General features: G+C 37.4%; 15 protein-coding genes. 8 read left to right on the top strand and 7 right to left on the bottom strand.

Translation table 11 applies throughout. The annotated features are described in order from the left end of the window. The first annotated feature begins 44 nt into the window (after positions 1-44). From CVS92_RS02785 to CVS92_RS02750, 8 genes are all read left to right on the top strand, one after another. The gene (locus CVS92_RS02785; RefSeq protein ID WP_021091673.1) at positions 45-644 is read left to right on the top strand and encodes a peroxiredoxin; all 600 of its coding nucleotides are present in this window, start codon (positions 45-47) and stop codon (positions 642-644) included. 122 nt (positions 645-766) lie between these two features. Next, on the top strand, positions 767-1,849 hold the full coding sequence (locus tag CVS92_RS02780; RefSeq protein ID WP_107788435.1) for a PilZ domain-containing protein: 1,083 nt from the start codon (positions 767-769) through the stop codon (positions 1,847-1,849). Positions 1,850-1,857: 8 nt separating this feature from the next. After that, entirely contained in the window at positions 1,858-4,146 is a 2,289-nt protein-coding gene (locus tag CVS92_RS02775) for a helicase HerA domain-containing protein (protein WP_107788434.1), read from the top strand. A 58-nt stretch (positions 4,147-4,204) separates the two neighbouring features. Then, entirely contained in the window at positions 4,205-4,816 is a 612-nt protein-coding gene (gene plsY, locus CVS92_RS02770; RefSeq protein ID WP_107788433.1) for a glycerol-3-phosphate 1-O-acyltransferase PlsY, read from the top strand. Continuing rightward, a complete protein-coding gene (locus tag CVS92_RS02765) occupies positions 4,813-5,139 on the top strand; it encodes a dihydroneopterin aldolase (RefSeq protein WP_084041244.1) in 327 nt (108 codons plus the stop codon). The genes plsY and CVS92_RS02765 overlap by 4 nt, the downstream gene beginning before the upstream one ends. Positions 5,140-5,215: 76 nt before the next feature. After that, positions 5,216-5,887, top strand: coding sequence for a homeostatic response regulator transcription factor HsrA (gene hsrA, locus CVS92_RS02760; RefSeq protein ID WP_021091657.1), 672 nt, complete (start codon positions 5,216-5,218; stop codon positions 5,885-5,887). Positions 5,888-5,925: 38 nt separating this feature from the next. Next, positions 5,926-7,143: a sensor histidine kinase gene (locus CVS92_RS02755; RefSeq protein WP_199906400.1), complete on the top strand. Its 1,218-nt coding sequence runs from the start codon at positions 5,926-5,928 to the stop codon at positions 7,141-7,143. 2 nt (positions 7,144-7,145) lie between these two features. Further along, positions 7,146-8,594 (top strand): Ppx/GppA phosphatase family protein, encoded by a 1,449-nt coding sequence (locus CVS92_RS02750; RefSeq protein WP_084109540.1) that lies wholly within the window; start codon positions 7,146-7,148, stop codon positions 8,592-8,594. A gap of 102 nt (positions 8,595-8,696) precedes the next feature. On the opposite strand, the gene CVS92_RS02745 is transcribed toward CVS92_RS02750, so the two are convergent. The 7 genes from CVS92_RS02745 to trpD form a co-directional block, all read right to left on the bottom strand. After that, positions 8,697-9,575, bottom strand: a complete 879-nt coding sequence (locus CVS92_RS02745; RefSeq protein ID WP_107788432.1) for an excinuclease ABC subunit A — start codon at positions 9,573-9,575, stop codon at positions 8,697-8,699. Continuing rightward, a complete protein-coding gene (gene fliN / locus CVS92_RS02740; RefSeq protein WP_021091807.1) occupies positions 9,572-9,889 on the bottom strand; it encodes a flagellar motor switch protein FliN in 318 nt (105 codons plus the stop codon). Before fliN ends, CVS92_RS02745 begins: the two co-directional genes overlap by 4 nt. Continuing rightward, positions 9,886-10,305 (bottom strand): chemotaxis protein CheX, encoded by a 420-nt coding sequence (locus tag CVS92_RS02735; RefSeq protein WP_103580045.1) that lies wholly within the window; start codon positions 10,303-10,305, stop codon positions 9,886-9,888. The genes fliN and CVS92_RS02735 overlap by 4 nt, the downstream gene beginning before the upstream one ends. A 78-nt stretch (positions 10,306-10,383) precedes the next feature. Then, positions 10,384-11,133: a tryptophan synthase subunit alpha gene (gene trpA / locus CVS92_RS02730; RefSeq protein ID WP_107788431.1), complete on the bottom strand. Its 750-nt coding sequence runs from the start codon at positions 11,131-11,133 to the stop codon at positions 10,384-10,386. Continuing rightward, positions 11,126-12,307 carry a tryptophan synthase subunit beta gene (gene trpB / locus CVS92_RS02725; protein ID WP_107788430.1) on the bottom strand — a complete coding sequence of 394 codons (1,182 nt, stop codon included), beginning with the start codon at positions 12,305-12,307 and terminating at the stop codon, positions 11,126-11,128. The genes trpA and trpB overlap by 8 nt, the downstream gene beginning before the upstream one ends. Next, entirely contained in the window at positions 12,297-12,911 is a 615-nt protein-coding gene (locus CVS92_RS02720) for a phosphoribosylanthranilate isomerase (protein ID WP_107788429.1), read from the bottom strand. The genes trpB and CVS92_RS02720 overlap by 11 nt, the downstream gene beginning before the upstream one ends. Then, positions 12,911-14,515, bottom strand: a complete 1,605-nt coding sequence (gene trpD, locus CVS92_RS02715) for an anthranilate phosphoribosyltransferase (RefSeq protein ID WP_107788428.1) — start codon at positions 14,513-14,515, stop codon at positions 12,911-12,913. The genes CVS92_RS02720 and trpD overlap by 1 nt, the downstream gene beginning before the upstream one ends. Between the last annotated feature and the right edge of the window lie 46 nt (positions 14,516-14,561).

Here is a 14,561-nt window from a genome sequence, read left to right as displayed (position 1 = left end):
GATATAATTTCGCAATCAATAAAATTTATTATTAAGGAGAACAAATGTTAGTAACAAAAAAAGCACCTGATTTTACAGCTGCAGCAGTTTTAGGAAACAATCAAATTGTAAATGATTTTAATCTTTATAAAAATATTGGCGAGAAAGGCGCAGTTGTATTTTTCTATCCAATGGATTTTACTTTTGTTTGCCCAAGCGAAATTATCGCATTTGATAAAAGATATGACGAGTTTAAGTCACGTGGTATCGAAGTTATCGCAGTTTCATGCGACAACCAATTTTCACATTTTGCATGGAAAGAAACTCCAGTAAACAAAGGCGGTATTGGCAAAGTTCGCTTTCCTATCGTAGCTGATATGACAAAATCAATCGCTCGCGGATTTGACGTACTTCTAGAAGATGCTGGTGTAGCGCTTCGCGGTAGTTTCTTGCTAGATAAAGACGGCACTGTTCGCCACGCAGTTATAAACGATCTTCCACTTGGCAGAAATATCGATGAGATGATAAGAATGGTTGATACTATGCTATTTACAAACGAGCACGGCGAAGTTTGCCCAGCTGGTTGGAATAAAGGTGATGCTGGTATGAAACCAAGCACTGAAGGTGTTGCCGACTACCTTTCACACAACGAAGGCAAACTATAATTAATAGAAATTTCTAGGTATCTTTACCTAGAAATTTCTCCTCCAAATAAATTTAAATACTTTTTTAATATAACTTTTTATATCATAGCCTTGGCTTTAATCAATAACATTCCGGAGACTACATGGATTTTAAAGGCAGGCAAGAGCTTGTAATAAATTGCGAAGATAGCATACTTAAATTAAGAGATAAATTTATCGACGATGGTATCAAATTTTGTAGACAGCTAACATTTATCGTGCCGCACGATCAGGTAAAAATTTGTCTTGAAAACATCTTTGATACACTGCTTATTCAAAAGCCAAATGCTACGCAGCTACAAGATGATTTAAATAATCTAATACCAAAATCAAATGCAAGAGATGAATTAATCAATTTTCTACTTTTAAATTTGACCTTAAATTTTAGTCACTCTTGCGACAACAGTACCTTCGTAGGCTATTTCGTAAATGCCGTTTCAAGAATCAAAGAAATTTTATGTGGTACCAAAGACCAGCAAGAAACAAATGTAAAAGACATGATCGAAACCGGAACATTTTTTTATGAAGATCCGATCAATACATTCACTCGTATGAAAAAAGCCAAGGTAAGGCCTGAGCTTTTAAATTTATATGACGGACTAAATATAAAATATGAGGCTGAAATTTTAGAAGTTAAAGAAGATAGTGTCGTTTTTCGCGTGGACATGATGCAAATTTTAGCTATGAAACAAGACGGCAAAGGTTTTATTTTGCCAAATAGCTTTTTCTCAAAGCCATTATGTGCTGATATTGTTAATTACAATATAGTTAATAAAGGCGTCACTCTTTCAAATTTCTTACGAAATACGACGATGTACGCATATAAAAGAAAATTCCAACGTATCTTGCCAAATCGTTTCACCAAAACTATTATCAAAGGCAAGCAAGACAAGATCGAAGGTAGCCTTTATGATGTTTCTGAAGGCGGCATAAGTGTATTAAGCCCGCAAACTACAAATTTTCAAGATGGAGAAGAGCTAGAAGCGACCTTTGATATCTCAATCGCGCCAGATAAAGTAAAAAACGTGACTTTAAAGCTAAGACTTGTTACAGAGCTGGCATATAAAGGCTACATTAGATACTGCATGAAGCTTATCGATGATGATGAAACTATAAAAGATTTTACGCAAAAGCGCATAAAAGAGACGCTTGACGAGCTTCGCTCACGTATAAATTTATACGAATAAGGCAATCAGTGAAAACAATACAAGAAAATTTAAAACTTTTTTATATCGGACTAAAAGATAAAGAGCCATTTTTTTATAAAAATAAGGATCTAACCACCCACGCAGCCATCATCGGTATGACAGGTAGCGGCAAAACAGGCCTTGGTATCACACTTTTAGAAGAGGCCTGCATAGACAATATCCCTTCTATCATCATCGATCCAAAGGGCGACATCACAAATTTAACTCTAACCTTTCCGCAGATGAGGTCGGAGGATTTTTTACCATACATAGATGAAGCAGAAGCGGCCAACAAAGGTCAAAGTGTAGAAGAATTTGCCGCTGCTCAAGCCGAGCTTTGGAGAAACGGCATAGAGTCAAGCTTTCAAGATCTTGAGCGAGTAAAAATTTTAAAAGAGAGCGCTAGCTTTAACATCTACACACCAAAAAGCTCAGCTGGCATAGGCGTAGCGCTACTTAGTGACTTTGCCTGCCCAAATATCACTGATGAAGAAATTTTTAGCAACTATATAAATTCGCTTGCGGCCTCGGTATTATCTCTTATTGGTATAAATTCTGAGGATATGAACTCAAAAGAACAGCTTCTCATCTCAACCATATTTGAGACTAAATTTAAAGAACAAAAAGATGTCAGCATCGAAGAGCTTATAAATTTCATCGCAAATCCACCTTTTAAAAAGATAGGTGTCTTTGACGTGGATACCTTCTATCCAAGCAGTGAGCGCCTAAAGCTTGCCATGAAGATAAACGCTCTCATCGCAAGCCCAAGCTTTAAAGGCTGGACGCAAGGCGTTAGACTAGAAATTTCAAAGATGCTATTTGATGAAAACGGCAAAGCAAAGTGCAATATCTTTACAATCTCACACCTAAATGACGCTGAGAGGATGTTTTTTGTCACCCTTTTACTAAATGAGATCATCGCATGGATGCGCGGTACTGAGGGCACAAGCTCACTTAGAGCGATCCTTTATATGGATGAAATTTTTGGCTTTTTCCCGCCAAACGCAAACCCTCCATCAAAAACGCCTATGCTCACGCTCTTAAAACAAGCCCGTGCATTTGGTTTAGGCTGCGTATTAAGCACGCAAAACCCAGTCGATCTTGACTATAAAGGTCTAAGCAACATCGGCACTTGGTTCATCGGTCGCCTCCAAACAGCGCAGGATAAAGCACGCGTGATCGACGGGCTAAGCGGCATCGCAGGCTCAAGCTTAGACAAAGCTTCACTTGAAAATCTCATATCAAATTTAGCCAAAAGAAATTTCTTACTTAAAAATATAAACGAAGATGGCTTAAACGTCATCTCCACGCGCTGGGCACTTAGCTATCTAAAAGGTCCGCTTAGCCGCGAACAAATTTCAAATTTGATGAAAGATAAAAAAGAAAATTTAAGCAGCCAAGGCGTAGATAAAAGCGAGATGAAATTTAGCATAAAGCCTATCATTTCAAATGAGATCACGCAACTTTATACTAACTCAAAAACCCTTACACCAAACCTACTGGCAAGTGCGAAGGTGAGAATTTATGACACCAAAAAAGGTATCGATAGCGTTTATGAAGTAAGCTATCTTTATGAACTAAACGAAAATGACAATGAGCCAAACTGGGATGAGGCTGGCGAAGGCATGCACGTTGAAACAAGCGAAAATGAGCCAAGCGGTGCAAGCTTTGCAGCTGTGCCAAATTTTATTTTAAAAGCTAAAAATTTTGACAATATCCAAAAAGATTTTAAAGAGTATCTGTATAGAAATTTCAAATTTAACACCTTTGAAGCATTGAGAATTTATTCAAAAAACAATGAAACAAAGGAGCAGTTTTATATTAGGCTTCAAGATAAGTGCAATGAAATTTTAGAAGAACAAACCGCAAAACTCACAGCAAAATTTGAAAAAGAGCGAAAAAGCCTACAAGACAAGCTAAACAAGGCTCTAGCAAAGCTTGATAAAGAGCAAAAAGAGATGACCACAAGTGGGCTTGATGCTGCCATAAATATAGGCGCTAGCATACTTGGAGCGATATTTGGCAACAAGCTTTTATCTCGTCAAAATGCGGGTAAAATCGCATCGAGTGCAAGAAGTGCAAATAGAGTCTTAAAAGAGCGAAGTGATGTAAAGCTTAGTGAGCAAAGCGTAAATGATATAAGCTTAGCCATAAGCGAGCTCGAAGAGAAATTTGCACAAGAGTGCGATGCGTTAAAAGAAGCAAATGATGTTAAAAACATCACGATAAACGAAACGCAAATTTCACCAAAGAAAAGCGATATCTATGACGAGAAAGTCGTACTTTTGTGGAGATGATTTATAAAATAATTAGTATTTTTTTACTATCATTTCTGTTAAATTTAAAAGGTAAAATATGCAAAATTTAATACTTTATGCCGTTAGTTATTTACTTGGAAGCATTCCGTCTGGCCTTATTCTTGCAAAAATTTTTGGGCATGTTGATATAAAAAATGAAGGTAGCAAGAGTATCGGTGCAACAAATGTTTTAAGAGTTTTAAAACAAAAAGATCCAAAACTAGCCAAGAAACTAGCCATTTTAACGATAGTTTGTGACGTGTTAAAAGGCGTTTTACCACTAATGGTCGCCTCTTCTCTTGGTGCAAGCCAAAGCGTGCTTTGGATGATAGCAGTTTTAAGCGTGGCCGGACATTGCTTTTCAATATTCTTAGGATTTCAGGGTGGCAAAGGAGTCGCAACTGGAGCTGGAGTGATCGCTTTTTTCTTGCCAGTTGAGATCATTATTGCTCTAGCTGTCTGGTTTGTGGTCGGTAAATTTTTAAAAATTAGCTCTCTTGCTTCACTTTGCGCGTTGATAGCTCTCATAGCGTCAAGCTTTATAATCCACCCAGAGTTAGATGAAATTTACACACACGCTCCGATACTAATCATCGCATTTTTGGTGGTTTATAAACACATACCAAATATCGTTCGTTTAATATCCGGTAAGGAGAAAAAAGTCGTATGAAAAGCGAGATGACGACGATCATTAAAGATTATAAATTTGAAACGATCATCGGAATGCTTGATTTTGAGCGAGTCGCTAAGCAAGAGGTGCAAATGAATCTAGAAATTTGCTCAACTAGTTTTATTGATTATGTTTTAATTATTGACTTTGTTAAAAATTTTTATAATGAAAGACAGTTCCAAAGCGTTGAAGAGTCTCTTGAAGAAACCAGCAAAGCGTTAAAAGAGAAATTTAGCTCACTCACTGGCCTTAAAATGGAAATTTTAAAAACTGAAATTTTACCAAATGCAGTTGTTGGAGCAAAAATAAACACTATTTTTTAAAAATTTATTAAACTATCTTGAAATATTGCTTAATTTATGATACAATCGCCCATAAATTTTAGTTTAAGGAAGCAAAATGCGTATTTTAATAGTTGAAGATGAAGTGACGCTAAATAAGACGATTGCTGAGGGCTTGCAGGAGTTTGGCTATCAAACTGATAGCTCTGAAAATTTTAAAGATGCTGAATACTATATAGGGATCAGAAATTACGATCTAGTTTTGACTGATTGGATGCTCCAAGATGGCGATGGCATAGATCTTATAAATATCATCAAACATAAATCTCCACGCACTTCAGTTGTAGTTCTTTCTGCAAAAGATGACAAAGAAAGCGAAATAAAAGCACTTAGAGCTGGTGCTGATGACTATATCAAAAAACCATTTGATTTTGATATCTTAGTAGCTAGACTTGAAGCAAGGCTACGCTTTGGCGGCACAAATATTATAAAAATCGATGAGCTCATCATCAATCCAGATGAGGAGAAGATCACATATTTAGGTCGTGATATTGAGCTTAAGGGCAAACCTTTTGAAGTCTTAACTCATCTTGCAAGACACTCAGATCAGATCGTATCTAAAGAGCAACTACTTGATGCTATCTGGGAAGAGCCAGAGCTTGTCACTCCAAACGTTATTGAAGTCGCTATCAACCAAATCCGCCAAAAAATGGATAAACCACTAAATATTTCAACAATTGAAACTGTTAGAAGACGCGGATATAGATTTTGTTTTCCCAAAAAAGCCTAAGGAATAGATTTATACTACAATTAGCATCTGGTGCTATGATGCTAATTGTAGTTATTTCGGTAATGCTTTATCACTATATAAGGGTTACCGTTTTTCAAAGTGTAGTTAATGAGCTAAACTATCAAGCAGAAGCTTATAAAAAAAATCCTCAGAATTTCAATCCTTTAAATTCAAAAACATTTACGATAGAAAATCCAAATAAAACTCTAGCAACGATAAAAACAGACGAGCCACAAGATAGAGAAACATATATCGTAACACGAAAATCAAAGGATCAGAGTAAAACTTTTTTAATAACAAAACTTGATGAAAGCAGTTATTTAAGCCTAGAAAAAGATACTACACTTCAAGCTCATATAGTAGAAGAAATTTTTATAGATATTATAATCGTAAATGTATCAGCGATACTTTTGGTACTTTTTTATGCACTATTTTTATCAAGAATGCTTTTAATACCTATAAAAATTTTGAGTCACAAACTTACAAATTTAGACGAAAAATTTCTTCATGAGATCGATATAAAAAGTCTACCAGATGAGTTTTTACCACTTGGACAAAGCATAAATAGGCTAATCTCTCGCATCCAAACATTTGTCTTATACCAAAAAGAACTTTTTGTAGGCGTGGCACATGAGCTAAAAACACCGCTGGCTGTAATGAAAACAAAAAATGAAGTTACACTTTTAAAGCCACGCGAGAGCGAAAAATATATCGAGGCTCTAAAATCAAACAATGAAGCTATAAACGGCATGAACGCAATGATAAGTTCTGTGCTTGAGATCGGCCGTCAAGAAGGAGCTCAGTTTGAAGAGCCAGTAAATACCGATGTTATAGGATTTTTAAAAAAACTTACGAAAAACTATGAGATACTTGCGAAAAATGATGAAAAAAATATAAAACTGGACCTAAAGCCAGAAATTTTAAATCTAAAAATACAAACTAGCTTGCTAACTCACATTGTGCAAAATTTTGTTCAAAATGCTATTAAATTTTCACCAAAAAATAGCACCATTACGATTAGCTCTAAGCTTATAAAAAATAAATTTATCATCGAAGTAATAGATGAGGGAATAGGCATAGATGAGAGTAAAGATTTATTTGCTCCATTTAAAAGATACGGCGACAAAGGTGGTGCTGGGCTTGGGTTATTTCTAGCTAAAGGTGCGGCGCAGGCTCTTGGTGGCGAAGTAGACATTGAAAATAGAAACGATAGAAGCGGTGCAGTCGCAAGCCTAGTTTTAAATATAAAAGGATAAAAATGGCAAAGAGAACCGCAGTAATCGACCTTGGCTCAAATTCTATGCGAATGGCGATATTTGAGAGAACGTCACGCTTAGCGTTTTTTATACTAGCTGAATATAAAACAAAAGTGCGTCTAGGCGAAGGTGGATATGGTTCAAACAATGAAATATCCGAAAGCTCAATGAAAAAAGCACTAAAGGCTTTTAGCGAATTTTCAAATATCATAAAAAGCTACAAATGCAATAAAGTCTTATGTGTTGGTACTTCAGCGCTTAGGGACGCTCCAAACGCAAATGTTCTGATCTCTCTTTTAAGAAAAAAACTTGGTATAAATTTAAAAGTCATAGACGGCAAAGAAGAGGCTACTTTTGGTGCGATCGCAGCCAAAAATTTACTCCATAATATCGATGAATGCGTCACTATCGATATCGGTGGCGGATCAACTGAACTTGCCAGAATAAGCAAAGGCAAAATAATAGATACGCTCTCACTTGACATTGGCACAGTTAGATTAAAAGAGCTTTTTTTTGATAAAAAAAACTTAAATAAATTGCCAAAATTTTTAGAACAAGTTACAAAACAGATAGATGAGCGATTTAAATGCCAAAATATAATCGCTATTGGTGGCTCTCTTAGAGCGATATCATCTGCCATAATGAGCAAAAATTTATATCCACTCTCATCACTGCATGGCTTTTGCTACAAGCTTAGCGACGAGCAAGCCTACATCGAGAGCATCGCAAATGTTAGCGTGCTTGAGCTAAATAAATTTCCTATTAAAAAAGATAGATACGATACCATTAGAGAGGGTGCACATATCTTTTTGGCCCTCGCCAAAGCTCTAAATGCCAAAAATATTATAACAAGTGGGGTTGGCGTAAGAGAGGGAGTGTTCTTGAAAGATTTTTTACGCCCTAGCCTTAAATTTCCGCAAAATTTTAATCCAAGTATCAAAAGTTTGCAAGATCGTTTTATATTATCATGCAATAAATCGGTCACAAGATATGCAAAAGATATATTTATTGTATTAAAAAAGCTTCATGGTCTAAGTGATAACTATCTTGAAGTGCTTTTAGTTGCTGCAAAACTTCACAATGTCGGTCAAGAGATTGGCTTTTATGGCGATCATAAAAACTCAGCCTATATAGTCCTAAATGCCTTAAATTATGGCTTTTCGCATGAACAAAAAGCATTGATTGCAGTAGTAATTGGTACAAACGGAAAGAAAAATATATATGAATTTGAGCGGTATAAAAATTTACTTCCAAAAGCCGAGTGTATAAGATGGCTGAGTTTTATACTCTCACTAGCAAAGGCACTTGATCTAACCTGTGAAAGGCTAAATTTAAACTTCGAATTTAGTGGGCATACGCTAAAAATAGAAGGTGCAAAAGAATTTGCTATGGCAAAAGAAGAGATAAAAAAGATCACAAAACCTGAAATTTTTGCTATTTCGTTTGTATAAATTTTGAAACTAGCTTTAACGTATAAAAATTTTAAGCATACAAGGTTAAAAATTTACTCAGAATAAGACCTAATTATTGGATGAGAATTTTAGCTAAAACTACTAAAATTCTCCGCTCATCTTATCTTTATAGTTACTTAAACTATTTTTTCGCTCTTCTAAAAATGAGCTTAGTTTTTTCTTGTTTTCTTCAAAAAATATAGCAAAATCCTGCTCATTTTGTATCTTGTCTTCACCAAAGCTATCAAGCATTACATTTGAGCTACCAACTATCACCAAATAACGCCTATTTTCATAGCTTAATAGCATTAGCTTATTCGTGCGATCAAGATACTTTTCATATATTATATTGACGTTACTATTTTGATTTTTAAGTAGCCAGTTCATTGATTTTGTATCATTTTGAGACTGATTTCTAGGTGCTTTAAATCCGCTAAAATCATTACTCTTTGACGTAATATATCTTTTAAATACATATAAAAATACAAGAAGCGCAATAAGCACACTTAAAACTATAAAATACCTTGAGTCTATATTTAACATAGGCTCTTCATCTATCTTTGGAGTGCTAGGTGTCTCTATTTTTGCACTAGCTTGAGGCATATTTTGTATTTGAGGTTTTGTATTTTTTAGAGTTATACGAATGCGGAGTCCAAAACTATCAGTCGTCTTTGAAGCATTTACGATAATAGCATCATTTGAGCGCAAATTTAAGACAAGTGAGTTTTGCTTTGGCTCTATCTCAAGCTCTTGAATAATCTTTGAGTTTATGTCTTTACTAGCACTTTGATCGTAATTTAGCGAATTTAATATCAAAGATGTTGTGTCTTTTTCGCGCTTTTGAAAGATATTTCCTTCATAAGGTGCATCAAAGCTAAGCATAATATCAACTCTATCAGCACGTTCATAGATATTGTAAGTTAATAGGTTTGAAGCTAAAATTTGAGTTGCAAAAAGTAAGAAAAATAGTATAAATTTCATAAAAGTTCTTTTTTGAAGTACTGAATAACTGACTTTGAATCCAAAATTTCATTTATCCTGATGGCTAAATTTTTCTCATAAACCATTACTTCGCCTTTTCCAAAAATTCTATTATTTATATATAGCTCCACACTCTCACCAGCTGGCTTTTCAAGGTCTATGACTGAGCCAGCTTCAAATTTCAAAAGCTCATTTATACTAACCGTGGTAGTTCCTAGCTCAGCTATAAAATCAACACTTATATCCATAAGCTCATCATAGCTCTTAAAAAGCCCTAGCTGTTCTAGCGTCTCTATCGCACTCTCGTCGTTCATTGTATGTCGTAGCCTATTTGAAATGTTCTATTTTTTATCTTATATACAAATTTCTCTTTTAGTTTGATGCCAAAATTTTCAACTTCGCCTAAAAATTCAGGCGTTCCAAGCTTATAAGCATTTGGCTCTTTTTCGTTTAGCAGATTTTTAGCCTTGCCGATGATTTGATTAGCTATCTCTTTGCAAAGATCGTCCAGATCGCCACCATCAACATCTTCGTGACCAAAAAAGGCATTCATGAAAATTTTCAAAGTATCTTTTTTAAAAAATAGGTAAAAATGATACTCGCTCTTGTCCTTATAGACTGGTATGCTAGCTCCGTAAAATCCCTTGCCAAGGCTCTTACCAGCTTCTAAATCTAGCCCTAAAGTATCCTTGCAAAGATAGCTTGTAGCTTCATCTATAACTTTTCTCATATCTCTTCCTTAAGACTTGAAATGCATTTTCAATTATACTTTGGCTTTACTAAATTAGCTATAAATTTATTAAGCATTTTAAAAGAGTTTATCTATCTCTTTTACTAGCTTTTCACCGCTAAATTCGGCACAAAGCTTAACTATTTGCGTGCCTATTATCGCTCCATCAGCATACTTTTTTACTTCATTAACGTCATCTTTATTTTTGATACCAAAGCCTACGGCTACTGGTAGATCGCTCTTTTTCTTAAGCTCTAGGACCAAATTTTTTATCCTATCTTCATCAGCCCTTTTTGAACCGCTAACGCCAATCGCACCAAGAGCGTAAATAAACCCTGAGCCAAATTTCAAAATTCCATCCGCCCTACCCCCAGATGTTACGCTGATAAGTGGTATCAGGCTTAAATTTAGCTCTTTGCATTTTATAGCAAATTCCTCGCACTCCTCACAAGGCAGATCCGGCACGATAAAGCCGCTAACTCCAGCTTCAACTGATCTTTTTAGAAATTTATCAACGCCGTAAGCAAAGATGATGTTGTAATAAACTAGAAAAACAAGTGGCTTTGTCACTTTTGCCTTGCAACTCTCAAGCATATCAAAGACAACGTCTGTATTTACGCCATTTTGCACCGTCTCAAAGCTAGCTTGCGCTATGAGTTTACCATCAGCCAGCGGGTCAGAGTAAGGGATGCCGATCTCAACTAGATCTAGCGTGCTCTCATCTAAATTTTCTAAAAATTTCTTCGTTTTTTCTAAGCTTGGATATCCAGCCACGATGTAGCCGATGTTTGCCTTTTTGCCGTTAAATGCGCTTCTAACCTTATCCATAAATTTTTCCTTTTTCGTAGCCGATAACTGTGTTTATGTCCTTATCGCCCCTGCCTGAGACATTTACGACTATGACGCTTTTTTTATCTAGTTTTGGGCAAAGCTTTTCTAGATATGCCAGTGCATGCGCGCTCTCGATGGCTGGGATGATACCCTCCATCTTGCTTAAAAAATACAAGGCATTTATGCATTCATCGTCTGTTACAGCTTCATATTTTACCCTTTTGATGTCGTTTAGGTGGGCGTGCTCTGGGCCGATGCCTGGGTAGTCTAGGCCTGCTGAAATGCTATGCACTGGCGAGATCATACCGTACTCATCTTGCAACACGGTCGTTTTCATGCCGTGGATGATGCCGGTTTTACCTTTGCTAAGCGTAGCTGCGTGATAAGGCGTCTCTATGCCAAGTCCGCCAGCCTCGATACCTACTAAATTTACGCTCTCATCGTCCAAAAACGCACTAAAAATGCCAATAGCATTACTGCCGCCGCCGACGCAGGCGATGACGTAGTCAGCCTTTTTGCCGTAGTCTGCAAGCTGAGCTTTGGCCTCTGTGCCGATGATGCTTTGGAAGTCACGCACGATCTTTGGATATGGGTGCGGACCAACGGCTGAGCCGATGACATAAAACGCGCTCTCTATCTCATTTACCCACGCTTGTATGGCCGCCGTAGTCGCCTCTTTTAGCGTTTTTAAGCCATCTTCTACGCTAACCACTTTTGCACCAAGAAGCTGCATGCGAAAGGCATTTAGCTGCTGTCTAGCAACATCTGTAGCACCCATATATACGTCACACTCTAGGCCCAAAAGTGCCGCTGCAGTCGCTGTTGCCACACCGTGCTGACCAGCTCCAGTCTCAGCTAAAATTTTCCTTTTACCCATTTTTTTAGCAAGCAGTGCTTGAGCAAGAGCGTTATTTATCTTGTGTGCGCCCGTGTGGTTTAAATCCTCTCTTTTTAGGTAAATTTCATGTCCATAGTGCTCGCTTAGGCGCTTTGCAAAAAAGAGCGGACTAGGCCTGCCAACGTAGTTTTTAAGCAGATCATCAAGCTCATCTTTAAACTCTTTTGTCTTTGCGATGCTCTCATAAGCATTTTCTAGCTCATCAAGGGCAAACATCACCGTCTCAGGCACGAACTGCCCGCCAAATTTTCCAAAATATGCTTTACTGTTCATCTTCTACCTCACCTATGATCTTTAAAATTCTCTCTATCTTTTGCGCATCTTTTATGCCGTTTTCGTCCTCGACTTTGGAGTTGATATCGACTAAATATGGCTTAAATTTGAGCGCCTCTTTTATGTTGTGCTCGCCTATGCCTCCAGCCATGCCAAATTTAAATTTAGCCTCTTTTAAAATTTCCCACTCAAAGCTAGTGCCATTTCCACCGGCATTTTCGCCCTTGCAGTCAAAAAGCGCCATGTCAAAATGCTTAAAATCAACCTCTGGCAAGCTATCTTTCACGCTAAAAACCTGCCAAATCTCAAGCCCTATATCTTTTAAATTTGCACCTAAATTTTCACTCACAACTCCATGCACTTGAGCCACGTCAAGGCCAGCAAACTGGCAAATTTCCATTATCTCGCACTCACTTTGCTCCGCAAAAACACCAACTACTTTTTTGCCCTTGCTGTGAGCAAATTTAGCTATCTGCCTAGCTAAATTTAGCTCGACTTTTCTTTTACTTTTGGCAAATATTAGCCCGATAAAATCAACATCCAAAGCGCAAACCGCACCCGCCTCATCTAGCGTTTTGATGCCACAAATTTTAACTAGTGCCATTACACTTGTGCCTTTATAAACTCTTCATAAAATTTATACGCCTTGCCAGAATTTATCGCCTCTAAAACCATTTTTTTAGCCTCATCTGGACTCTTTGCGCCATCAGCCGCGTAGAGCGCAAACATCGCATTAAAGACCACGATGTCAAATTTTGCCCCCTGCTCCTCGCCTTTTAGCGTGCGGATCAAGGTTTTGGCATTTTCTTCAGGTATGCCGCCCTCGATGTCGCTGTGAAGCGCTCTTTTAAAGCCAAACTGCTCTGGCGTGATGCTGTATTCAAAAATTTCTCCATTTTTTAGCTCCACAACGCTTGTTTCACTACAAAGCGTGATCTCATCAAGTCCGTCATCGCCACGGACGACCAAAGCGTGCTTTCTGCCAAGGATCTTAAGCGTCTGGGCGTAGAGTTTTAGCACTGGTTTGTGATAGACGCCAACTAGCTGATTTGTAAGGTTTAAATTTGGATTTAAAAGCGGTCCAAGCACGTTAAAGACGGTCCTTATGCCAAGTCTTTGGCGCACTTCTCTCACCTCACCAACTAGCGGATGGAAAAATGGAGCGTGGAAAAAGGCTAAATTTTTACTAGCTAAATTTTCACGCTGTTTTGCCAGTGATTTTTCACTTTTTACGCCTAAAATTTCAAGCACATCAGAGCTACCTGACTTGCTTGAAACTGCCTTATTGCCGTGTTTTGCGACCTTTATGCCAAGACTTGCAAGGATAAATGCCACCGTAGTTGAGATATTTATCGTCTTAAAGCCATCGCCGCCAGTGCCGCAAAGATCGATCATAGGCGTATCGTCGCGGTAAGTTTGCGAGTATTTTAGGATATTTTTTGCAAGCGCAGCAAGGCTTTTTGGATAGAGGCTCTTTTCGCTAATTAGCACTAAAAGGGCTGAAAGCTGCACTATCTCGTACTCTTTGCTGGCTATTATCTCGCAAATTTGCTCAAAGTCGCTATCGTCAAGCGGGATATTCTCTTGAAGCTTGATAAGATATGGCTTAAGAGAGCGAATTTTTGGCTCTTTAACCTCATCTTTTGCTTTGTAATTTACAAAATTTTCAACGATCTTTTTGCCGTATTGTGTGAAGTAGCTCTCTGGGTGAAACTGGATACCAAAGATCGGCTTATCTTTTACGCTAAGTGCCATAACTACGCCATCATCGCTCACCGCATCAGCGCTTAAGCTAGCTGGGAGCTCATCGACATAGAGTGAATGGTAACGCATTACTTCAAATCTATCAGGTAGCCCTGCAAAAAGTGGCTCTTTGTTTTTCACGTCGATAAATGAGGTTTTGCCGTGTAGTGGGTCATCTAGTCTTTTTATCTTTGCGCCAAAACTAAGCCCTATAGCTTGATGTCCAAGGCAAATGCCAAGCACCGGTACACCAAGATCAGCCTTTAAAATTTCTAAACAAATTCCGCTATCTTTTGGGTGTTTTGGCCCTGGGCTTAAAATGATCTTGCTTGGGTTTAGTTTTTTGATCTCGTCAAGCGTGATCTTGTCATTTCTAACGCATCTAACCTCTTCATCTGTAAGCTCTTTTACATATTGCTCAACATTAAAAACAAAACTATCGTAATTATCTATGAGTAAAATCAACCTATATCCTTTAAATTTAGCAGCGGTTGTGCCTTGGCTAAATTTC

The organism is Campylobacter concisus (genome assembly GCF_003048555.1).
GTDB classification, from domain to species: Bacteria; Campylobacterota; Campylobacteria; order Campylobacterales; family Campylobacteraceae; genus Campylobacter_A; species Campylobacter_A concisus_AO.
This window is presented reverse-complemented; position numbering and strand designations above follow the sequence as displayed.